The sequence below is a fragment of the Nonomuraea insulae genome (genome assembly GCF_042656245.1).
Map to the genome: position 1 here is coordinate 55,288 of NZ_JBHSPA010000116.1, position 20,513 is coordinate 75,800.

Annotated in this window: 19 protein-coding genes; 13 read left to right on the forward strand and 6 right to left on the reverse strand. The window is 71.9% G+C overall.

Annotated features, from left to right (window positions below; all coding sequences use genetic code 11):
• Genes ACFPZ3_RS64965 through tkt form a run of 3 tightly spaced genes read right to left on the reverse strand, consistent with a single transcriptional unit; the run spans position 1 to position 4,737 of the window.
• Entirely contained in the window at positions 1–1,608 is a 1,608-nt protein-coding gene (locus ACFPZ3_RS64965) for a glucose-6-phosphate isomerase (RefSeq protein WP_379524450.1), read from the reverse strand.
• Positions 1,608–2,699, reverse strand: a complete 1,092-nt coding sequence (tal, locus tag ACFPZ3_RS64970; RefSeq protein WP_379524374.1) for a transaldolase — start codon at positions 2,697–2,699, stop codon at positions 1,608–1,610. The genes ACFPZ3_RS64965 and tal overlap by 1 nt, the downstream gene beginning before the upstream one ends.
• 7 nt (positions 2,700–2,706) lie before the next feature.
• Positions 2,707–4,737 (reverse strand): transketolase, encoded by a 2,031-nt coding sequence (gene tkt / locus ACFPZ3_RS64975; protein ID WP_379524451.1) that lies wholly within the window; start codon positions 4,735–4,737, stop codon positions 2,707–2,709.
• A gap of 375 nt (positions 4,738–5,112) precedes the next feature.
• Here tkt and ACFPZ3_RS64980 point away from each other — a divergent pair, with 375 nt between their 5' ends.
• From ACFPZ3_RS64980 to ACFPZ3_RS64995, 4 genes are read left to right on the forward strand one after another with little or no spacing between them, the layout of a single operon-like run.
• Positions 5,113–6,057, forward strand: coding sequence for a heme o synthase (locus tag ACFPZ3_RS64980; protein WP_379524375.1), 945 nt, complete (start codon positions 5,113–5,115; stop codon positions 6,055–6,057).
• Between the two features lie 53 nt (positions 6,058–6,110).
• Entirely contained in the window at positions 6,111–6,494 is a 384-nt protein-coding gene (locus ACFPZ3_RS64985; protein ID WP_379524376.1) for an ArsR/SmtB family transcription factor, read from the forward strand.
• Positions 6,491–7,468, forward strand: coding sequence for a cation diffusion facilitator family transporter (locus tag ACFPZ3_RS64990; protein ID WP_379524377.1), 978 nt, complete (start codon positions 6,491–6,493; stop codon positions 7,466–7,468). The genes ACFPZ3_RS64985 and ACFPZ3_RS64990 overlap by 4 nt, the downstream gene beginning before the upstream one ends.
• Positions 7,455–8,645, forward strand: a complete 1,191-nt coding sequence (locus ACFPZ3_RS64995; RefSeq protein ID WP_379524378.1) for a PrsW family intramembrane metalloprotease — start codon at positions 7,455–7,457, stop codon at positions 8,643–8,645. Before ACFPZ3_RS64990 ends, ACFPZ3_RS64995 begins: the two co-directional genes overlap by 14 nt.
• 41 nt (positions 8,646–8,686) lie before the next feature.
• On the opposite strand, the gene ACFPZ3_RS65000 is transcribed toward ACFPZ3_RS64995, so the two are convergent.
• Both ACFPZ3_RS65000 and ACFPZ3_RS65005 read right to left on the reverse strand, forming a co-directional pair.
• A complete protein-coding gene (locus tag ACFPZ3_RS65000; protein WP_379524379.1) occupies positions 8,687–9,352 on the reverse strand; it encodes a SanA/YdcF family protein in 666 nt (221 codons plus the stop codon).
• 104 nt (positions 9,353–9,456) lie between these two features.
• A complete protein-coding gene (locus tag ACFPZ3_RS65005; protein WP_379524380.1) occupies positions 9,457–10,443 on the reverse strand; it encodes a COX15/CtaA family protein in 987 nt (328 codons plus the stop codon).
• 7 nt (positions 10,444–10,450) lie between these two features.
• Between ACFPZ3_RS65005 and ACFPZ3_RS65010 the strand changes: the two genes are divergently transcribed.
• The 8 genes from ACFPZ3_RS65010 to ACFPZ3_RS65045 are packed head-to-tail and all read left to right on the forward strand — an operon-like array spanning position 10,451 to position 17,834.
• The gene (locus tag ACFPZ3_RS65010) at positions 10,451–11,707 is read left to right on the forward strand and encodes an NAD(P)/FAD-dependent oxidoreductase (protein WP_379524381.1); all 1,257 of its coding nucleotides are present in this window, start codon (positions 10,451–10,453) and stop codon (positions 11,705–11,707) included.
• A complete protein-coding gene (locus tag ACFPZ3_RS65015; RefSeq protein WP_379524382.1) occupies positions 11,704–11,958 on the forward strand; it encodes a (2Fe-2S)-binding protein in 255 nt (84 codons plus the stop codon). The genes ACFPZ3_RS65010 and ACFPZ3_RS65015 overlap by 4 nt, the downstream gene beginning before the upstream one ends.
• Positions 11,955–13,283 carry an FAD/NAD(P)-dependent oxidoreductase gene (locus ACFPZ3_RS65020; RefSeq protein ID WP_379524383.1) on the forward strand — a complete coding sequence of 443 codons (1,329 nt, stop codon included), beginning with the start codon at positions 11,955–11,957 and terminating at the stop codon, positions 13,281–13,283. Before ACFPZ3_RS65015 ends, ACFPZ3_RS65020 begins: the two co-directional genes overlap by 4 nt.
• Positions 13,284–13,310: 27 nt before the next feature.
• Positions 13,311–14,204 carry a dihydrodipicolinate synthase family protein gene (locus tag ACFPZ3_RS65025; RefSeq protein WP_379524384.1) on the forward strand — a complete coding sequence of 298 codons (894 nt, stop codon included), beginning with the start codon at positions 13,311–13,313 and terminating at the stop codon, positions 14,202–14,204.
• Positions 14,201–15,202 carry a proline racemase family protein gene (locus ACFPZ3_RS65030; protein WP_379524385.1) on the forward strand — a complete coding sequence of 334 codons (1,002 nt, stop codon included), beginning with the start codon at positions 14,201–14,203 and terminating at the stop codon, positions 15,200–15,202. The genes ACFPZ3_RS65025 and ACFPZ3_RS65030 overlap by 4 nt, the downstream gene beginning before the upstream one ends.
• A 47-nt stretch (positions 15,203–15,249) precedes the next feature.
• Positions 15,250–16,203 carry a proline racemase family protein gene (locus ACFPZ3_RS65035; RefSeq protein WP_379524386.1) on the forward strand — a complete coding sequence of 318 codons (954 nt, stop codon included), beginning with the start codon at positions 15,250–15,252 and terminating at the stop codon, positions 16,201–16,203.
• Positions 16,200–17,153 carry an ornithine cyclodeaminase family protein gene (locus ACFPZ3_RS65040; RefSeq protein WP_379524387.1) on the forward strand — a complete coding sequence of 318 codons (954 nt, stop codon included), beginning with the start codon at positions 16,200–16,202 and terminating at the stop codon, positions 17,151–17,153. The genes ACFPZ3_RS65035 and ACFPZ3_RS65040 overlap by 4 nt, the downstream gene beginning before the upstream one ends.
• Before the next feature lie 12 nt (positions 17,154–17,165).
• Entirely contained in the window at positions 17,166–17,834 is a 669-nt protein-coding gene (locus tag ACFPZ3_RS65045; protein WP_379524388.1) for a GntR family transcriptional regulator, read from the forward strand.
• 414 nt (positions 17,835–18,248) lie between these two features.
• Here ACFPZ3_RS65045 and ACFPZ3_RS65050 read toward each other — a convergent pair whose 3' ends face one another.
• The gene (locus ACFPZ3_RS65050) at positions 18,249–19,169 is read right to left on the reverse strand and encodes an EamA family transporter (RefSeq protein WP_379524389.1); all 921 of its coding nucleotides are present in this window, start codon (positions 19,167–19,169) and stop codon (positions 18,249–18,251) included.
• Positions 19,170–19,278: 109 nt separating this feature from the next.
• On the opposite strand from ACFPZ3_RS65050, the gene ACFPZ3_RS65055 reads away from it, so the two are divergent.
• Positions 19,279–20,505, forward strand: a complete 1,227-nt coding sequence (locus ACFPZ3_RS65055) for an MFS transporter (protein ID WP_379524390.1) — start codon at positions 19,279–19,281, stop codon at positions 20,503–20,505.
• Positions 20,506–20,513: the final 8 nt, after the last annotated feature.

Consider the following 20,513-nt stretch of genomic DNA (forward strand, 5'->3'; position numbering starts at 1 on the left):
TCAAGCCTCCTGTGCGGCTGCGAGCAAACGCGCGACTCCAGCCGCGCGGTCGGTCAAATGCAGGCGTACGGCCGGACGCCCGCGGGTCTCCAGCGCCGCCAGGTCGCCGAGCGCCTGGGCGAGCTGGAGCCGGCCCAACGTATAGGAACTCCCGGGCACGGCGACGTCCTCGCCCACCACCCCGGTGATCTGCAGGAACACCCCGTTCTGGGGCCCGCCCTTGTGGTACTGGCCGGTCGAGTGCAGGAACCGCGGCCCCCAGCCGAACGTCACCGGCCGGTCGGTGCGCAGCGCCAGCAGCGCCCGCAACGTCGCCGGGTCGGCCATCATCCAGGCGTCGGTCATCTGCTCGAAGTCGGCCCCTTCGGGCATCGGCGCGTCGAAGGCCGCCAGCCGGTCCAGGTAGGCCATGACCGCCAGGTAGCCGTCGTCGGGGATCGCGCGCAGCAACTCGACGAACAGCCCCGGCAGGTCCTTGGCCGTCGCCGACCCGTACACCTCGACCGGGCCGTCCACGAACGCGGGCGCGCCGGTCGGCAGGTCGGGCAGGTCCAGCAGGGCCGTCGTGCTCTCCTTCGACTCGGCCACGTTGGGCTGGTCGAAGGGGTCGACGTCGAGGAGCAGCGCGGCGATCGCGGTGGCGTACTCCCAGACCAGGAACTGCGCGCCCAGCGGCCCGTCCACGCGCACGTCGCCGCCGTCGGACTCGATCGCCACGACCAGCTCGTCGCCCGTCCCGTTGGGGTAGGCGTTCACGACCGGCAGGATGCCCCTGCCCCGCTTGCCGGTGGACTCGGCCACGAGCTGCTCGATCCAGTCGGGCAGCCCGTTGATGGCCGTGAGCTGGTCTTCGAGCACCAGCTTGTCGCGCCCGGCCAGCGCCGCGCCGCCGAGCGCGGCCCCCAGGTCGAGCCCGGGGTTGCCGGTGTCGCGCGACAGCAGCGGCAGCACCTCTTCCGCGTCGTCGAGCAGCCGCTCCACATCGGCCCCCGCCAGCGCGGCGGGCACCAGCCCGAACGCCGACAGCGCCGAGTAGCGGCCGCCCACGTCGGGGGAGGCGAGCACGAGGTCGTAGCCGGACTCCACCGCCAGGCGCTCCAGCCGGGAGCCCGGGTCGGTGACCACCACGATGCGGGGCGGGAGACCCGCGTCGGCGAAGAGCCGCTCGTAGATCCGCAGCAGGCAGCCGGTCTCCAGGGTCGAGCCGCTCTTGCTGGCCACCACCACGACCGTGGCCTCGAGCTGGTCCGTCAGGGCCCGGCGGACCTGCCCGGGGTCGGTCGTGTCGAGCACGGTGAGCGGCACGTCGGCGGTGTCGCAGATGACCTGCGCCGCCAGCGACGAACCGCCCATCCCGGCCAGGACCACATTCGTCAGGCCCTCGGCGCGGGCCCTCCCGGCGAGCCCGCCCAGAGTGGGCAGGAGCTCGCGGGAGGAGCGGGGCAGGGTCAGCCAGCCGAGCCTGACCGCCGCCTCCGCCTCGGCGTCCTCACCCCACAACGTGGGGTCGCCGCCGGCGAGCCGCGAGGGCACGCCGTCGGCGACGAGGCGCCCCGCGACGGAGGAGGCGGCCGAGGCCACCCCCTCCTCGCGGTAGGAGACCTCCATCACGGAACCAGGTTCTTCGTGACGCTCTCGAGCAACTCGTTCCAGGACGCCTCGAACTTCTCCACGCCCTCGTCCTCCAGCACCTTCACCACGTCGTCGTAGTCGACGCCGGCGTCCTTGAGCGCGGCCATGGTGTTCCAGGCCTGCTCGTAGAACGGGCGGACGGTGTCGCCGGTGATGTTGGCGTGGTCGGCCGTGGCGTCGAGCGTCTTCTCCGGCATCGTGTTGACGGTGCCGGGCGCGACGAGCTGGTCGACGTAGAGGGTGTCGGAGTATTCGGGGTTCTTGACGCCGGTCGAGGCCCACAGCGGCCGCTGCGGCCTGGCGCCCGCCGCGCGCAGGCGCTGCCAGCGCTCGGAGTTCACCACGTCCTCGAACGCCGCGTACGCCAGGCGCGCGTTGGCCACGCCCGCCTTGCCCTTGAGCTCCGGCTTGCCCAGCTTGTCGAGCCGCTTGTCGATCTCGGTGTCCACGCGGCTGACGAAGAAGGAGGCCACCGACTCGATCGTGGCCAGGTTGAGGCCCTTGGCCTGCGCGGCTTCGAGACCGGCGAGCCAGGCGTCCATGACCGCGCGGTAGCGCTCAAGGGAGAAGATCAGCGTGACGTTGACGCTGATGCCCTCGGAGATCGCCTGCGTGATCGCGGGCAGGCCCTCGACCGTGGCCGGGATCTTGATGAACAGGTTGGGCCGGTCCACCATCCACCACAGCGCACGCGCCTCGGCGATCGTCTTCTCGCTCTCGCGGGCCAGGCGCGGGTCCACCTCCAGCGACACGCGGCCGTCCACGCCGCCGCTGGCGTCGTAGACCGGGCGCAGCACGTCGGCGGCCCAGCGGATGTCGTAGGCGGTGATGGCACGGACCGCCTCGCCCACCTCGACGCCGCGTACGGCCAGGTCGTGGAGCTGGGCGTTGTAGGCGTCGCCCTTGCTGAGCGCGTTGGCGAAGATCGTCGGGTTGGAGGTCACCCCGACGACGTTCTTGTCGCGGATCAGCTGTTCGAGGTTGCCGCTGCGCAGGCGCTCACGGCTGATGTCGTCGAGCCAGATGGCAACACCCTGGCCGGACAGCTTGTTGAGGATCTCGCTCATCGCTTCTTCAGTTTCCCGTCGTCTCGCCCTTGTCCTGACCCAGCTTGGCCAGGCTCGCCTTGGCCGCCGCAGCCACGCGGTCCGCCGTCAGCCCGAACTGCTCGTACAAAGTCCTGTACGGCGCAGAGGCACCGAAGTGTTCGAGGCTGACCACTTCGCCGCACTCGCCGACGTATTCGTGCCAGCCGAGCGCGATGCCCGCCTCGACCGCGACACGAGCCCGGATCGAGGAGGGCAGAACCGTCTGCCTGTATGCGGAATCCTGCCCCTTGAACCACTCGACACACGGCATCGAGACCACCCGTGTGGGGATGCCCTGAGCTTCGAGCAGATCGCGGCCGTTCACCGCGATCTCCACCTCGCTGCCGGTGGCGATGAGGATGACCTTCGGCTGCCCGTCGGACGCCTCGCGCAGCACGTAGCCGCCGTGGGCCACGCCGTCGGCGCTGGTGCCCTCGAAGACCGGCAGGTTCTGCCGGGTCAGCGCCAGGGCGGCGGGCCGGTCGGTGTGCTCCAGCACGGTCTTCCACGCGTAGGCGGTCTCGTTGGCGTCGGCCGGGCGCACCACGTCGAGGCCGGGGATCGCGCGCAGCGCCCACAGGTGCTCGATCGGCTGGTGGGTCGGGCCGTCCTCGCCCAGGCCGATGGAGTCGTGCGTCCACACGTAGGTGACCGGCAGCTTCATCAGCGCGGCCAGGCGCACCGAGGGCCGCATGTAGTCGGAGAAGACCAGGAACGTGCCGCCGTAGGGGCGGGTGCCGCCGTGCAGGGCGATGCCGTTGAGAATCGCGCCCATGGCGTGCTCGCGGATGCCGAAGTGCAGCGTGCGGCCGTAGCGGTTGCCGGGGAAGTCCTTGGTCTGGAACTCCTCGGGGATGAAGGACGGCTCGCCCTTCATCGTGGTGTTGTTGGACCCGGCCAGGTCGGCCGAGCCGCCCCACAGCTCGGGCAGCACCGGCGCCAGCGCGTTGAGCACCTCGCCGGAGGCCTTGCGGGTGGCGACCGACTTGCCCGTCTCGAACGACGGCAGCGCGGTGGCCCACCCGGCCGGCAGCTCGCGGTGGGAGATGCGGTCGAGCTCGGCGGCGCGCTCGGGGTTGGCCAGGCGCCAGTCGGCGTAGGACTTCTCCCACTCGGCGTGGTCGGCGCGGCCGCGCTGGGCGATGCCGCGGGCGTGCGCCAGCACCTCGGCCGGCACGTCGAAGGTCTTAGCCGGGTCCATGCCCAGCACTTCCTTGGTGGCGGCGACCTCGGCCTCGCCCAGGGCGGAGCCGTGGACGTCGCCGGTGTTCTGCTTGTTGGGCGCGGGCCAGCCGATGATCGTGCGCAGCCGGATGAACGACGGCCGGTCGGTCTCCGACTTGGCCGCCTCCAGGGCGGCGTAGAGGGCCTGGACGTCCTCGACGTAGTCGCCGGTGACGGTCCAGTCGACGCTCTCGGTGTGGAAGCCGTAGGCCTCGTAACGCTTGACCACGTCCTCGGACTTGGCGATCAGCGTGTCGTGCTCGATGGAGATGTGGTTGTCGTCCCAGATGACGATGAGGTTGCCCAGCTTCTGGTGGCCGGCGAGGGAGCTGGCCTCGTGGCTGATGCCCTCCTCGATGTCGCCGTCGCTGACGAAGCACCAGATGTTGTGGTCGAACGGCGAGGCGCCCTGCTCGGCGTCGGGGTCGAACAGGCCGCGCTCGCGGCGGGCCGCCATCGCCATGCCGACCGCGTTGCCCAGGCCCTGGCCCAGCGGCCCTGTCGTGGTCTCCACGCCGGCGGTGTGGCCGTGCTCGGGGTGGCCGGGCGTCAGGCTGTCCCACTGGCGCAGGCGCCTCAGGTCGTCGAGCGTCAGTCCGTAGCCCGACAGGTAGAGCTGGATGTAGAGCGTCAGGCTGCTGTGGCCACAGGACAACACGAACCGGTCGCGCCCGATCCAGCCGGGATCGGTCGGGTCGTGGCGCATCACACGCTGGAACAGCAGGTATGCGGCGGGGGCCAGGCTCATGGCGGTGCCGGGGTGACCCGAGCCCGCCTTCTCCACTGCGTCCATCGCCAGGGCCCGAACGACATCGACCGCCTGCTTGTCCAGGTCGGTCCATTCAAGGGTTGGCACGAGTTCGGTGCTCAAGTGCTCGATCTCCGGAATCTAGTTGTCATTGTTGGCTGTCCCGCCCACGGCGGGCCGCGTGCAGCGGCCGGTCGCAGGTTGCGCGGCCCGCGCCTACACGGGACCCTAACCGAGTGGAGCGGGCGATCGATTCCCATTCCACCCGCGCGTGTCCATGTACGGCGCAAGCCCCCCATTGGCCGGACCGGCCGACCCTGCGACTACAGTTTGTTTGTTCGCAGGGGCGCCACGGCGCCCACCCATGGATCCGCTCTTATTCAGAGGTTACGCGTTGACTCCGCACAGGCTGGAAGCGCCTTGACGGTGCTGACCAACAGGCAGGCCACGGCCCCATCACCACAGGTGGAGGCGCCGCGCTCGATCGGCACGACCATCAAGGCCTACATAGCGCTCACCAAGCCGCGGATCATCGAGCTGCTGCTGATCACGACGCTGCCGGTGATGTTCCTCGCCGCGGGCGGCCTGCCGCCGCTGTGGACGTCGATCTCGGTCATGGTGTTCGGCACCCTATCGGCGGGCAGCGCCAACGCGCTCAACTGCTACGTGGACCGCGACATCGACCAGATGATGCGCCGCACCCGCCGCAGGCCGCTGGCCAGGCACCAGGTCTCGCCCCGCGGCGCGCTGATCTTCGGCATCGTCCTGGGCGCCCTGTCCACGGCCGGGCTGTGGCTGACCACGAACGGGCTGGCCGCGGTGTTGTCGCTCGCGGCGATCCTGTTCTACGTGCTGGTCTACTCGATGATCCTCAAGCGGCGCACGGCCCAGAACATCGTCTGGGGCGGCATCGCGGGCTGCATGCCGGTGATGATCGGCTGGGCGGGCATCACCGACCGGCTCGACTGGGCGCCGCTGGTGTTGTTCGGGGTGGTGTTCTTCTGGACGCCGCCGCACACCTGGACGCTGGCCATGCGTTACAAGGAGGACTACGCGGCCGCCAAGGTGCCGATGTTGCCGGTGGTGGCCACCGAGCGGCGGGTGGTGCTGGAGTCGATCGCCTACACCTGGGCCACCGTGCTGTGCTCGCTGGCCTTGTGGCCGGTGGCCGGCACCACGCTGTTCTACCCGATCGTGGCCGCCGTGCTCGGCGTCATGTGCCTGTGGGAGGTGCACCGCCTGCTGGGCCGGCTCAACTCCGGCAAGAGCGGTGTCGACCTGCGGCCCATGCGGTTCTTCCACTGGTCCAACGCCTACCTGGCGCTGCTGTTCCTGGCCGTGGCGATCGACCCGCTCCTGGCCTGACCTTTCCCGCCCGGCCGTTGCGCCGGGCTTTTCTCCGCCCTTATCATGCACATATGAATAGCTCTTCAGGTGTTGTGGCGGGGCTGGACGGGTGCGTGGTGCAGGAGCCCGACGCGGCCAGGGTCGCGGCCACCCGTGACAGGCTCGTCACCCCTGAAGAGGCCACGCGGCTGGCGGAGCTGTTCCGCCTGCTCGGCGACCCCACGAGGGCCCGGCTGCTCTACGCGCTGCTGGAGGCGGGGGAGTTGTGCGTGTGCGACCTGTCGGACGCGGTGGAGGTGACCGACACGGCCGTCTCGCACGCCCTGCGCCTGCTGCGTACGGCGGGCATCGTGGCCAGCCGCAGGGCCGGGCGGATGATCTACTACCGGCTGGCCGACGCCCACGTCCGCATGCTGCTCGACCTGAGCCGGGAGCACCTGAGGGAGACCGGATGAGCGGGGATCACGGGCCCGGCAATGGCCACGGTCATGGGCACGGGCACGCGCTGAACGCGGACGCCGACAAGCGTTACCTGGTCGGCGCGCTGGCGCTCATCCTCGGCTACATGGTGGTCGAGGTGGTCGCCGGTGTGGTCGCCAACTCGATCGCGCTGATCTCCGACGCCGCCCACATGCTGACCGACGCCACGGCCATCGGGCTGGCGCTGATCGCCATGCGCGTCGCCGCCAGGCCGGCCAAGGGCGCCTACACCTTCGGCTACAAGCGGGCCGAGATCCTCTCCGCGCAGATCAACGGGGTGACGCTGCTGCTGCTGGTGGCGTACTTCGTCTATGAGAGCGTGCGCAGGCTCTTGGAGCCGCCCGACGTGCACGGCCCGGTCGTGGTGGTCACCGCCGTGGCCGGGATCGCCGTCAACGCGCTGGCCGCCTGGCTGCTGTCCAAGGCGAACCGGCGCAGCCTCAACGTCGAGGGCGCCTTCCAGCACGTGCTCAACGACATGTACGCCTTCATCGCCACCGCCGTGGCCGGCCTCGTCGTCTGGCTGACCGGCTTCCGCCAGGCCGACGCGATCGCCGCCCTCGTCGTGGCCGCGCTCATGCTCAAGGCCGGCTGGGGGCTGCTGCGCGACTCGGGCCGCGTGCTGCTCCAGGCGGCGCCCGACGACCTCGACCCCGACGAGATCGGCCGGCTGCTGGCCGCCGAGCGGGACGTGGAGGAGGTGCACGACCTCCATGTCTGGACGGTGACGAGTGGGTACCCCACGCTGTCGGCCCACGTGATCGTCTCGAAGGGCTCGGACTGTCACCAGGTGCGCACACGGCTCGCGGACCTGCTGCACGAGCGGTTCCAGATCGGCCACACGACGCTCCAGGTCGATCACGGCGTTCCCGGCCTCGACCCGCACTGCGCCGACCCGCACGGACCCCGGCACTCTGATCCGTTAAAGTCACCCTATGGCGACCCGTGATCCACGCTGGGTGTTGAAGGACCGCCCATCGTTCGCGTTGATCATCGGGCTGGTCCTCACCGGCATATGCGCCCTGGTCTCGTTCTCCTTCGACGTGTTCAACGGCGCGCCGGTGCAGTTCTTCATCGCCCTCGCGCTGGCGCTGGCGCCGGTTCCGCTGCTGCTGGCGGCGGTGCTGGCGCTGGACCGCATGGAGCCGGAGCCGCGCAGCAACCTGATCTTCGCCTTCGCCTGGGGGGCGGGCATCGCGGTGCTGGTCGCCGGCGTGATCAACTCGCTCAACCTGCACTACATCATCGACACCGCCAAGCTGTCCGAGGCCAGCGCCCGCAATCTCGCGGCCACCTTCGGCGCGCCCGTGGTGGAGGAGACGATGAAGGGGCTGGTGCTGCTGGGGTTGCTCAAGTTCCGCCGCGCCGAGCTGGACGGGCCGACCGACGGCGTCATCTACGCCAGCATGGTCGGGCTCGGCTTCGCCATGAGCGAGAACGTCAGCTACTACCTCGGCGCGCTGTCCACCTCGGGCGTCAAGGGGCTGGCGGTCACGGTGGTGCTGCGCGGCATCCTGTCGCCGCTGGCGCATCCGCTGTTCAGCTCGATGATCGGGGTCGCCGTCGCGTACGCGGCCCAGCGCAGCGGGCCCGAGCGGGTCACCTACGTGCTGGCGGGCTGGTCGGGAGCGATGATCCTGCACGGGTTGTGGAACGGCCTGGCCTCCTACGGCGGTTTCCCCGGGCTCGTGGTGGCCTACCTGGCGCTGCTGGTCGTGCTGGTGGTGCTCGTCGGCGTGGTGTTCAGGGACCGGCGGCGCATCGTGGCGCTCATCCAGCGTTTTCTGCCGCCGTACGAGCCGACGAAGCTGGTCACGCAGGCTGACATCTACATGCTCGCGACGTTCTCCCGGCGCCGTCAGGCCAGGCAGTGGGCCCGCGCCCACGGCGGCAAGCGGGGGCTGCGCGCGATGCGCGACTACCAGCTCGCCGCCACCGAGCTCGGGCTGCTGCACGAGCGGGCGGCCCGCCGCATGGTCGACGAGCACACCTTCCATGAGGAGCAGCGCGCGCTGCTGGAGTGCATGAGCACCGCCCGCGCGGACTTCCCGGTGCCGTCGATGCACGCCAGGTCGGTGGCCAGGGGCTCCCCACCGCCCGGCTACGCGCCCGGAGCTCCCGGCTGAGCCAAGAGCCCGGCGTTCCCGGCTGAGCCAGGACCGCTGGGTTACGCGCCCGGCGCTCCGGGCTGAGCCAGGATGCGGGTGAGCGAGACCTCGCGCGGCCCCGGATAGATCGGGTCGGAGTGCAGGACCATGGCGTCGGCGAACGCCTTGGCGGTGGCGAACAACTCGCGGGCGGCGTAGGCGTAGGTGGTGGAGGCCCAGCGCCTGACCGAGTCGTCACCCACCCCGAACGCCTCCAGCCCCGCCGTCCGGCACAACGTCACCGCCCTGGGGATGTGGAACTCCTGGGTCACCACCGTGATCCGGTCGGCGCCGAAGACCTTGCGCGCCCGCACGCACGAGTCCCACGTGTCGAACCCGGCGTAGTCCAGCACCATCACGGCGTCGGGCACGCCCCTGGCGCGCAGGTAGTCGCGCATGGCCGTCGGCTCGTCGTACTCCTTGCGGCTGTTGTCGCCCGACAGCAGCAGTGCCCGTACCTTGCCGCTCTTGTACAGGTCGGCGGCGATGTCGAGCCTGCGGGCCAGCATCGGGGTGGGCCGCGTGCCGTACAGGCCCGCTCCCAGCACGAGTGCGGCCTGCGTTCGCGGCACCCGCGCCTGCCAGCCCTGGTCCTCGGCCATCGCCCGGTGCCCCGAGCTGCTCAGCCAGGCCCACGTCATGGGCGCCAGGGCGAGCACGCTGACCACCACCAGCCCCTGGTACACGCGGCGCAGCGTCTTCCGAGCGGGGCGGACTTTTCCCAGCAAATCGCACCCCATCGAGGCCGGGGGAGTGGCGGACCTAACACCACATACCCTGGCATATCCGATCAGACGGCGGCGGCTGCTTCGGTGGGGGAGTGGGCGACGGAGGCGGACTCCGGGTCGCGGGTGCGCAGCGAGGTGACGACCCTGAGCGCGGCGATCCAGACCAGGGTCGAGCCGATGACGTGCAGCAGGACCAGCGCGGCCGGCACGGCCAGGAAGTACTGCGTGTAGCCGATCACGCCCTGCAGCAGCTCCACCCCGAGCAGCCCCAGCGCCGCCCGCCTGGCCGCACTGGGCGCGTTGGTCACGCGCAGGGCGAACATCAGCGCGAACGTCAGCCCCACCACGACGTAGGCCACGTCGGCGTGGAAGCGGGCCACCGCCTCGATGTCGAGGTCGAAGCGCGAGGCCATCTCATCGCCCGAGTGCGGGCCCGTGCCGCTGACCGCCACCCCGGCCACCAGCAGCGCGAACACCGCCGCGAGCAGCACGTGACCGAGCCTGCGGATGTCGCGGTGCGCCACCCGCCGCACGGGGCCGTCCGCCTCGCCGGCACGCGCGTACAGCAGCCAGCAGGCGGCGATCAGCCCACTGGAGATGAGGTAGTGCGTGCCCACGGTGAACGGGTTGAGCATCGTGTTGACCACCAGCCCGCCCCACAGGGCCTGGGCGAGGATGCCGACCGGCTGCAGCCAGGCCAGGCGCACCAGCGAGGTGCGGCGCGGCGCCATCCGCAGCGCGGCCAGCACGCACGCCACGCCCACGGCCAGCACCAGGAACGTCAGCAGCCGGTTGCCGAACTCCACGGCCATGTTGAGCGGGTCGACCTCGGGGTGCAACACCGGGACGAAGCTGTCGGGCGTGCACCTCGGCCAGGTCGGGCAGCCGAGCCCGGAGGCCGTGACGCGCACGCCCGCCCCGGTCACCGTGATCCCCGCGTTGACCACCACGGACGCCATCGCCCAGCCGCGCATCGACCGGGCGCTGGGCGCCCAGAAGGACAGCAGAAAACGCACGAGGGGGTTGGGGTTGTCCGTGGGTAGCTTCACGACATCGATGGTAGGGGCCGGTCCGGTCGGTCCCGCCATCGGGAACAGGCTTCTCAAGACCCCAAGGTATGTGACATATTACTGGGTGGAGGTGGGGATGTCCGACGTGATCGTGGTCGGCGCCGGAGTGGTGGGCGCGGCCTGTGCCTATTACGCCGCGCGCGCGGGTCTCGACGTGACCGTGGTCGACCGGGGACCCGTGGCGGGTGGCACGACGGGCTCGGGCGAGGGCAACGTGCTGGTGTCCGACAAGGAACCGGGGCCCGAGCTGGACCTGGCCGTGTTGTCGAACCGGCTGTGGCGCTCACTCGCGGGCTCACTGACGGGCTCACCGACGGGGCAAGGGTTCGAGTTCGAGCCCAAAGGCGGGCTCGTCGTCGCCGAGACCGAGGAGGTCCAGCGGCAGCTCACCGGCCTGGTCGCCAAGCAGGGCCTGGAGCACTCGCTTGTGCCCGCGTCGGAGCTGCGCGACTACGAGCCGCACCTGGCCGAGGGCCTGGCCGGTGGCGTCTACTACCCGCAGGACGCGCAGGTGCAGCCCATGCTGGCCGCCGCCGCCCTGCTCAGGCACGGGGCCGACAGCTTCGGTCACGGCACGCTGCGGCTGCGCCTCGGCGTCACGGTGACCGGGGTCCTCCGGTCGGGAGAGCGCGTGACCGGCGTGCGCACCTCGCACGGCGACCTGCTCGGCGGCGCCGTCGTCAACGCGGCCGGCACCTGGGGCGGCGAGGTGGCCGCGCTGGCGGGCGTGGACCTGCCGGTCCGGCCCAGACGCGGGTTCATCCTCGTCACCGAGCCGCTGCTCGAACCTCTCATCAGGCACAAGGTCTACACCGCCGCCTACGTGACGAACGTGGCCAGCGACTCCGCCGGACTGGAGACCTCGGCCGTCGTCGAGGGCACGCCCGCGGGGACCGTGCTCATCGGGGCCAGCAGGGAGCGGGTCGGGTTCGACCGCACGACGTCGGTGCCGGTCCTGGCACGGCTGGCCGCGCAGGCGGTGGCGCTGTTCCCGGCGCTGCGCGACGTGCGGGCCATCAGGTCGTACTGCGGGTTCCGGCCGTACTGCCCCGACCACCTGCCCGTCATCGGCGCCGACCCCCGCGCGCCGGGGCTGTACCACGCGTGCGGGCACGAGGGGGCCGGCATCGGGCTCGCCCCGGCCACCGGGCACCTGCTCGCCCAGCTCATCGCCGGCGAGCGGCCCGACCTGGACCTGAGCCCCTTCCGCCCCGACCGCTTCACCTCCCAGGAGGCCGCGTGAGTTCCGACGTGAGTTTCGACATCACCGTGGACGGCCGGCCGGTGCCGGTCGTGACGGGGCAGACGATCGGCGCGGCGCTGCACGCGGCCGGGGTGCGGTCGTGGCGGACCACCCGGTTCGGTGGCCGGCAGCGCGGGCTGTTCTGCGGGATCGGCGTCTGCTTCGACTGCCTGATCTCGGTCAACGGGCGGGAGCCTGAGCGGGCCTGCCTGCTGGAGGCTTCGCCGGGGGATGAGGTGACGACGGCGTGACGTACGACCTCGTGGTGGCCGGCGGCGGGCCCGCCGGGGTGGCGGGCGCGCTCACGGCGGCGCTGGCCGGGCTGCGGGTGGCGCTGGTGGACTCCGGGCCGCGGCTCGGCGGCCAGTACTTCCGGCACACCGCCGTTCCCAAGGCGGCCCCCGGGCTGGACCGGTTCCTGCGGCAGGCGCGCGCGTTCGAGGCGCGGGGCGAGGTGCTGACGCGGCACCAGGTGTGGAACGTCTCCCGCGAGCCGGACGGCGACCTGCTCGTCCACTGCCTGACCCGGGACTCCTCAGGCGAGCGGGCCGTGGAGTTGCGGGCGCGGCGGTTGCTGATCGCGACCGGGGCGCACGACCGCCCGCTGCCCTTCCCCGGCTGGGACCTGCCAGGAGTGCTCACCGCCGGAGGCGCGCAGGCGCTGCTCAAGGGCGCGGGAGTCGTGGCGGGGCGGCGGATCGTCGTCTCCGGCACGGGGCCGTTCCTGCTGCCCGTGGCCACGGGGCTGGCCGGGGCGGGGGCTCGGGTGCTCGGTGTGCACGAGGCCAACGGCGGCCTCGGGCTGGGCCGTCATCCACTGCTGGCCCTGGGGAAGGCCGGGGAGGCGGCGGGGTACGCGGCCGCCCTGGCCCGGCATCGGGTGCCGTACCGGACGCGGCAGGCCGTGGTCGCCGCCCACGGGGAGCGCGAGGTGGAGGCCGTCACCGTGGCCCGCCTCGACCAGGACTGGAACGTTCTGGCCACCCGGGTCGTCGAATGCGACGCCGTGGCCGTGGGCTACGGGTTCGTGCCGCAGATCGAACTGGGCACGCAGCTCGGGTGCGTGACCCGGCACGACGTGGACGGCAGCCCCGTGCTGAACGTGGACGACACGCTGCGCACCACGGTGCCCGGCGTCTGGGCGGCCGGGGAGCCGGCCGGCGTCGGCGGGTGGCGGCTGGCCGAGCTGGAGGGCCGCATCGCGGGCCGCTCCATCGCCTCCCAGGAGGTTCCCCCCGTGCTGATGCGGCGGCGGGAGCGGTGGCGGGCGTTCGGGGAGGCGTTGCAGCGGGCCTACCCCGTACAGGCGGGCTGGCAGGGGTGGTTGCGCGACGACACGATCGTGTGCCGGTGCGAGGAAGTGCCGCTGGCCGCCGTACGGGAGGCGCAACGCCTCGGCGCCACCGACGCGCGCTCCGTCAAACTCCTGGCCCGCCCCGGCATGGGCTGGTGCCAAGGCCGCATCTGCGGCCACGCCGTCGCCTGCCTGGCGGGAGAGAAGCCCCAGCCGCCCCGCCGCCCCATCGCCCAGCCCGTCACCCTCGGCGCCCTCGCCTCCCTTGACGAACCGAACTGAACCCCCGAACTCATGGAGGACTTCCCGATGGAAAACCGCAGCAAGCCCTGGCACGGCCTCATGGTGGCCACCGCGCTGCCCCTGCGCGAGGACCTGTCGATAGACCACGACGGCTTCGCCGGGCACTGCCGCTGGCTGGTCGCCAACGACTGCGACGGCGTCGTGCCGAACGGCTCGCTCGGCGAGTACCAGACGCTCAGCCCGCAGGAGCGGGCCAAGGTGATCGAGACCGCCGTCGAGGCCGTCGGCGGCCCCAACGTGATGGCGGGCGTGAGCGCCTACGGCGCCGCGGAGTCGCGCCACTGGGCCGAGCAGGCGGGCGAGGCCGGCTGCGGCTCGGTGCTGCTGCTGCCGCCCAACTCCTACCGGGCCGACGAGCGCTCCGTGGTCGAGCACTACCGCGAGGTGGCCAAGGCGGGCATGCCGATCGTGGCCTACAACAACCCCTATGACACCAAAGTGGACCTGACCCCGGCGTTGCTGGCCAGGCTGCACGAGGAGGGGCTGATCGTGGCGGTCAAGGAGTTCAGCGGGGACGTGCGGCGCGCGTACGAGATCGCCGAGCTCGCGCCCGGCCTGGACCTGCTGGTCGGCTCCGACGACGTGCTGCTGGAGCTCGGCGTGGCCGGGGCGGTCGGCTGGATCGCCGGGTACCCCAACGCGCTGCCCGCCTCCAGCGCCGCCCTCTACCGCGCCGCGCTCGCCGGGGACGTGGAGAGCGCGCTGCCCCTCTACCGGACGTTGCATCCGCTGCTGCGCTGGGACTCCAAGACCGAGTTCGTGCAGGCCATCAAGCTGTCCATGGACCTCGCCGGCCGCCACGGAGGCCCGTGCAGGCACCCCCGGCAGCCGCTGACGGACGAGCAGGCCGCTATCGTGCGGGCGGCGACCGAGAAGGCACTGGCAGAAGGGCTGCGATGAGGACCAAACGCGTGTTCCACGCCGTCGACTCCCACACCGAGGGCATGCCCACCCGGGTCATCACCGGCGGCATCGGCGTGATCCCCGGCGCGAGCATGGCCGAGCGGCGGGTCTACTTCCGCGACAACCTCGACCACATCCGCACGCTGCTCATGACCGAACCGCGCGGCCACTCGGCCATGAGCGGCGCCATCCTGCAGCCGCCCACCAGGCCGGACGCCGACTGGGGCGTGCTGTTCATCGAGGTGTCGGGGCTGCTGCCGATGTGCGGGCACGGCACGATCGGGGTGGCGACCGTGCTGGTCGAGACGGGCATGGTGGAGGTCGTCGAGCCGGTCACGACCGTGCGCCTGGAAGTGCCGGCCGGGCTGGTCGAGGTGGACGTGGCCGTCGAGGACGGCATGGCGATGTCGGTGACGCTGCGCAACGTGCCCTCCTACAGCGACCGGCTGGAGGCGAAGGTGAGCGTGCCGGGGTTCGGGGAGATCCCGTACGACCTCGCGTACGGCGGCAACTTCTACGCCATGGTGAACCTCGACCACTACGGCCTGCCCTTCGACCGCAAGGCCAAGAACGAGATCATCGCCGCCGGCCTGGCCACCATGGAGGCGATCAACGCCGCCGACGAGCCCGTGCACCGTGCGGACGACCGCATCCGCGGCTGCCACCACGTCTACTTCGCCGCCCCGGGCTCCGACGCCCACCACTCGCGGCACGCCATGGCCATCTACCCGGGCTGGTTCGACCGCTCGCCCTGCGGCACCGGCACCAGCGCCCGCATGGCCCAGTTGCACGCCCGCGGCGAACTGCCGCTCGGCCGGGAGTTCGTGAACGAGTCGTTCATCGGCACCCGGTTCATCGGCCGGCTCCTGGAGGAGACCACGGTGGGCGGCGAGCCCGCGGTCGTGCCGTCGATCACCGGGCGGGCCTGGATCACCGGCACCGCCCAGTACTTCCTGGACCCGCGCGACCCGTTCCCCGCCGGATTCGAGCTGTGAACCGATCGACGCGGCAGCACCCTCATGGTTCCGGCGAGGCCGGAACCATGATCTCCACGGTCGACTACCACACGGCAGGGGAGCCGTTCCGGATCGTGACCGGTGGGGTGCCCGAGGTCCCCGGCGCCGACGTGCCCTCCCGCCGCCTCGCCGCGATGGCCGGGTTCGACGACGTACGGCGGTTGTTGTGCCACGAGCCGCGCGGCCACGCCGACATGTACGGCTGCTTCCTGGTCCCGCCGGACGACCCCGGCGCGCACCTGGGGGCGCTGTTCTGGCACAAGGACGGCTTCTCCACCGCCTGCGGGCACGGCACGATCGCGCTGGGGGCCTACGCGGTGCACGAGGGGCTGGTCGAGGCGCCCCCGGACGGCGTGACGGAGGTGCTGGTGGACGTGCCGTCGGGCCGCGTCACGGCCCGCGTGCGCACGTCGGGAGGCCGGGTCGACGGCGTGACCTTCGTCAACGTCCCCTCCTTCGTCATCGCCCGCGGCCTGCCCGTCGCCGGCGTGCACGTGGACGTCTCCTACGGCGGCGCCATCTACGCGTCCGTGCCGGCCTCGGCCCTCGGCCTGTCCGTCGAACCCCGCCACCTGGACGCCCTCATCGGCCACGCCCGTCGGATCAAGGCCGCACTGGCCGGCCATCCGGCCGCGGAACACCCGTCCGACGAACGCCTGTCCGGCGTGTACGGCGTCATCTTCTACGACGACCTGGGGGCCGGGCGGCAGCGCAACGTGACCGTGTTCGCCGACGGCGAGGTGGACCGCTCACCGTGCGGCTCCGGCACCGCCGCCAGGGTGGCGCTCCTGCACGACGAGGGGCACACCGGCGACCTCGTCCACGAGAGCGTCGTCGGCAGCGTCTTCACCGCCCGCGTACGCGAGCAGACCCCCGGCGGCGTGATCGTGGAGATCGACGGCATGGCGTACAGGACCGGCAGGCACACCTTCGAACTCGACCCCGCCGACCCCTTCCAGAACGGGTTCACCCTGCGATGAACGGATTGCCCTACCTCGACGCCGCCACGCTGGAACGCCTGGTGCCGATGGAGCGGGCCGTGGACGTCCTGGAGGACGCGCTGCGGGCCGGGCTCGACCCGGAGGCCACCCCGCAGCGCCCCGTCGTGGACGTGCCCGCCGGCCAGCTCCTGCTCATGCCCGCCGCCACCCGGAGCTACGTGGGGGTCAAGGCGGTCAGCATCGCCCCCGGCAACGCGGAGCGCGGTCTGCCCCGGATCCAGGGGACCTACCTGCTGTTCGACGGCGGCACCCTGGCCCCGCTGGCCGCCATGGACGGGATCGCGCTCACCTCGCTCCGCACCCCCGCCGTCTCCGCCCTCGCCGTCCGCCACCTGGCAGAGCCGGGGGCGCGGCGGCTGGTGGTGTACGGGAGCGGCCCCCAGGCGTACGGGCACGTGCTGGCGCTGCGCGCGGTACGCCCCGTGGAGGACGTGACGATCGTGGGCCGCGACCCCGGCAGGGCCGAGGCGCTCGCCACCCGATGCCGCGGCCTGGGCCTGACCGCCCGCGCCCTGACCGACCCTCCCGGCTCAGCGGGAGGCGGCGTGGCGCGGGCCGTGGGCGGAGCCGATCTGGTCGCCTGCTGCACCACCGCCAGGGAGCCCCTGTTCCCCGGTAAGCTCGCCCGCGACGGCGTCACCGTCGTCGCGGTCGGGTCGCACGAGCCCGGTGCCCGCGAACTGGACGGCGACCTCGTCGCACGCGCCACCGTGGTCGTCGAGGCCAGGGCGGCCGCCCTGGAGGAGGCGGGAGATCTGATCATCCCGATCCGCCGGGGTACGATCACCTCTCGCCATCTCGCCGGTAACCTCGCCGACCTCGTCGCCGGCAGGGTGGTCGCCGGTCCGGGGCCGCGCGTGTTCAAGAGCACGGGCATGGCGTGGGAGGACCTCGTGGTCGCGGCTGCCGCATACGAGGCGTGGACATAGAAGGGATGGCGGATGGCTGCCGACGACCGGCTCGACCTGCCGATGGTGGGGGAGCGGCAGAGCCTGCGCGAGCAGGTCGCGCACGCGCTGCGTGCGGCGCTGATCACGGGGGAGATGCGGCCAGGGGTGGTCTACTCCGCGCCGGTGCTGGCCGCCCAGTTCGGCGTCTCGGCCACCCCCGTACGCGAGGCCATGCTCGACCTGGCGAAGGAGGGCCTGGTCGAGGCGGTGCGCAACAAGGGCTTCCGGGTGACCGAACTGTCCGACCGCGACCTCGACGAGCTCACCGAGATCCGCCAGCTCATCGAGGTGCCCACGGTGTCCAGGCTGGCCGACAGCTCGCGGGCGGAGGAGTTCGAGCGGCTGCGGCCCATCGCCGAGGAGATCGTCTCGGCCAGTGAGCGGGGCGACCTGCTCGCGTACGTGGACGCCGACCTGCGCTTCCACGTCGAGCTGCTGTCCCTGTGCGGCAACGCCCACCTGGTCTCGGTGGTGCGCGACCTGCGCAACAGGGCCAGGCTCTACGGCCTGTCCCAGCTCTCCGAGCGCGGCACGCTGAGCGGCTCCGCCAGGGAGCACCTGGAGCTGCTCGACGCGCTCAAGAGCGGCGACGGCGCGGCCGTCGGCCGGCTCATGGCGGAGCACATCGGCCATGTACGCGGTATTTGGGCCGAGCACTGACGAGCGGTATCCGGGCGGGGCATTGGCGAGCACTGAGGGTATTGGCGAGCACAGAGCTTATTGACGAGCACAGAGCTTATTGACGAGCACAGAGCTTATTGACGAGCACTGAGCGTTAAGTTCCGACATTCGGGGATCGAGCACTCCCCGATGGCGGTAATCTCAATGCGGGCCGGCCGGGCGACGCCTTCAGGCGAGCGCCGGCGGTCCCGCGATCCCCGGTCCCAGCGGACCGGCCACCCCGGCTCCGGTGGTGGCACCTACCTGGTCAAGCGGACACCCGCACTCCGCTGACCTTCGCCGGGCTCGGCACACCCGCCCATCGAGCCGAGCCCCCCGCCGCGCGTCCGAGAGACCCCATCCCACGGGCGCGCGGCGGCCCTCCACGGGCCTGCCGCTACCTCTTGCCTGCCGCTACTTCTTGCGCCGGCTCGCCCGGGTCGAGCCCAGGCTGGCGGCCACGATGCAGATGATCGCCGCCCACTGCTGCGCGTGCAGGAGCTCGCCCAGCAGCAGCACGCCGATCATCGCCGCCACGGCCGGCTCCACGCTCATCAGGATGCCGAACACGTGCTTGGGCATCCGCCGCAGCGCCTGCAGCTCCAGCGAGTACGGGATCACCGACGACAGCAGGCCCACACCCAGCCCGATCAGCAGGATCTCCGGCTGCAACAGCCCGGCCCCGCCGCTGACGACCCCGACAGGGGCGATCACCAGGGCCGAGACGATCATCGCGAACGCCAGCCCGCTCGTCCCGGGGAAGCGCTGCCCGGCCGCCGACGACAGCAGGATGTACCCCGCCCAGCAGACCCCCGCGACCATCGCGAACCCGATGCCGGCCCAGCTCACCGAGGCCGACTCGCCCCACGGGGCCAGCAGCGCCACGCCCGCCGCCGCCAGCCCGACCCACAGCAGGTCGATCCGCCGCCGTGAGGCCGCCACCGCCACGCCCAGCGGCCCGAGGAACTCGATCGCCACCGCGATCCCCATCGGCAGCCGCGCCAGAGCCTCGTAGAAGGCCAGGTTCATGAGGGCGAGCGTCGCGCCGAAGCCGATCCCCACCGCCCAGTCGCGCCACGACAGGCCTTTGAGCCTGGGCCGTACGAAAGCGCCCATGATCAGCGCCCCGGCCGCGATGCGCAGGAACACCACCGCGCTCGGCGGCAGCGTCGCGAACAGCTCCTTGGCGAAGCCGGCGCCGAGCTGCACCGAGAAGATGGCCAGCAGCACGAGCCCGGAGGGCGGGATCGAGTCCGCGGCGGTACGCAGCAGGTTTCCCGGCTTGGGCAGGCCGGAGCCGCGGTCGAGCGGGTCGTCGAGGGCGAAGGCGGTCACGGGACTCCTCAGGAGACGCAGGGCAACCTTCAGAGCTTACTCATGTCCCGATTTAGGGTGGTACTACTGCCTACTGGATCAATTTTCCGAACAAACGAACCATGGACGCATGGAAGCCCCCGCCGCTCTCCCCGTAAGCCTTACCCGCCCGCCGTTCACCGTGTCCGTGGCGTCGTTCGTCAGCAGCTTCGACCGCTTCGCCGTGAGCCCGATGCTGGTGCTCATCGCCATCGACCTGGACGTCTCGCTCGCGGCCTCGGTCGCCGCCGCCAGCGGCTACTACCTGGCCTACGGGCTCACCCAGCCTCTGTGGGGACTGCTGTCGGACCGGTTCGGCCGCGTACGGGTGATGCGCTGGGCGCTGTTCGGCGCCGCGGTGGCGGGGGCGGCCTCGGCGCTGATGCCCGCCCTGGCCACGCTGGTGGTGGCCCGCGTCGTGACGGGCGCCTGCTTCGGCGCGGTGATCCCCACGGGCCTGACGTACGTGGGCGACACCGTCGAGCCCTCTCACCGCCACCGCGCCCTCACCGACCTCCTGGCCGCCGCCGCCCTCGGCACGGCCCTGGCCACGGGGCTCGGCGGGGTGGTCGCGGGGCTGGTGGACTGGCGGGTGGGCTTCGCCGTCCCGGCCGTCTGCGCCCTGGTCTGCGCGCTGTCGCTGCGCTCCCTGCCGGAACCGCCCCGCCACGAGGGGGCCGTCCAGGGGGTGCGCCGCTACCTGGGGGCCGTGCTCGGGCAGCGGTGGGCGCTGCTGGTGTTCGGGCTGGCCTTCACCGAGGGGGCGATCATGCTCGGCGCCATGCCCTTCCTGGCCACCGCGCTGCAGCACACCGGGCTCGACGCCGCCGTGGCGGGCCTGGCCATCACCGCGTACGGACTGGGTCTGTGGGCCTTCTCCAAGCTCGTCAAGCGCCTGTCGGGCCGCTGGCCCGCGCCCCTGCTGATGCTCGTGGGCGGGACGCAGCTCTGCGTGGGGTTCGCGATCGTGTCGGTGTACGTCAGCGTGCCCACGGTGGCCGTCACGGCACTGCTGCTGGGCGGCGGCTGGTCGTTCCTCCACTCCTCGCTCCAGACCTGGGCCACCTCGGTCGTCCCCGAGGCCAGGGGCACCACGATCGCCTTCTTCGCCTGTGCCCTGTTCGTCGGCAGCGCCGTCGCGTCGTGGGCCGCGGGCCTCCTGGCCGACCAGGGCCGCTACGCCCTGCTGTTCGGCCTGGCCGCGGCGGCCACCGTCCCCCTGACCGCCGTCGCCTCCCTCTCCCGCCGCCGCTACGGGCTCTCTTCTTCCATCTCTTACGGCGGAGCCGCCGTCACACCGGACGCCGACCGTGGCTGAGGGCCCTC

What these genes read in the sequence shown, in the direction of transcription:
- ACFPZ3_RS64965 (WP_379524450.1), bottom strand. Translation starts at nt 1,608, where the DNA reads ATGGAGGTCTCCTACCGCGAGGAGGGGGTGGCCTCGGCCGCCTCCTCC.
- tal (WP_379524374.1), bottom strand. Translation starts at nt 2,699, where the DNA reads ATGAGCGAGATCCTCAACAAGCTGTCCGGCCAGGGTGTTGCCATCTGG.
- tkt (WP_379524451.1), bottom strand. Translation starts at nt 4,737, where the DNA reads ATGGACGCAGTGGAGAAGGCGGGCTCGGGTCACCCCGGCACCGCCATG.
- ACFPZ3_RS64985 (WP_379524376.1), top strand. Translation starts at nt 6,111, where the DNA reads ATGAATAGCTCTTCAGGTGTTGTGGCGGGGCTGGACGGGTGCGTGGTG.
- ACFPZ3_RS64990 (WP_379524377.1), top strand. Translation starts at nt 6,491, where the DNA reads ATGAGCGGGGATCACGGGCCCGGCAATGGCCACGGTCATGGGCACGGG.
- ACFPZ3_RS64995 (WP_379524378.1), top strand. Translation starts at nt 7,455, where the DNA reads ATGGCGACCCGTGATCCACGCTGGGTGTTGAAGGACCGCCCATCGTTC.
- ACFPZ3_RS65010 (WP_379524381.1), top strand. Translation starts at nt 10,451, where the DNA reads ATGGTAGGGGCCGGTCCGGTCGGTCCCGCCATCGGGAACAGGCTTCTC.
- ACFPZ3_RS65025 (WP_379524384.1), top strand. Translation starts at nt 13,311, where the DNA reads ATGGAAAACCGCAGCAAGCCCTGGCACGGCCTCATGGTGGCCACCGCG.
- ACFPZ3_RS65030 (WP_379524385.1), top strand. Translation starts at nt 14,201, where the DNA reads ATGAGGACCAAACGCGTGTTCCACGCCGTCGACTCCCACACCGAGGGC.
- ACFPZ3_RS65035 (WP_379524386.1), top strand. Translation starts at nt 15,250, where the DNA reads ATGATCTCCACGGTCGACTACCACACGGCAGGGGAGCCGTTCCGGATC.
- ACFPZ3_RS65040 (WP_379524387.1), top strand. Translation starts at nt 16,200, where the DNA reads ATGAACGGATTGCCCTACCTCGACGCCGCCACGCTGGAACGCCTGGTG.
- ACFPZ3_RS65045 (WP_379524388.1), top strand. Translation starts at nt 17,166, where the DNA reads ATGGCTGCCGACGACCGGCTCGACCTGCCGATGGTGGGGGAGCGGCAG.
- ACFPZ3_RS65055 (WP_379524390.1), top strand. Translation starts at nt 19,279, where the DNA reads ATGGAAGCCCCCGCCGCTCTCCCCGTAAGCCTTACCCGCCCGCCGTTC.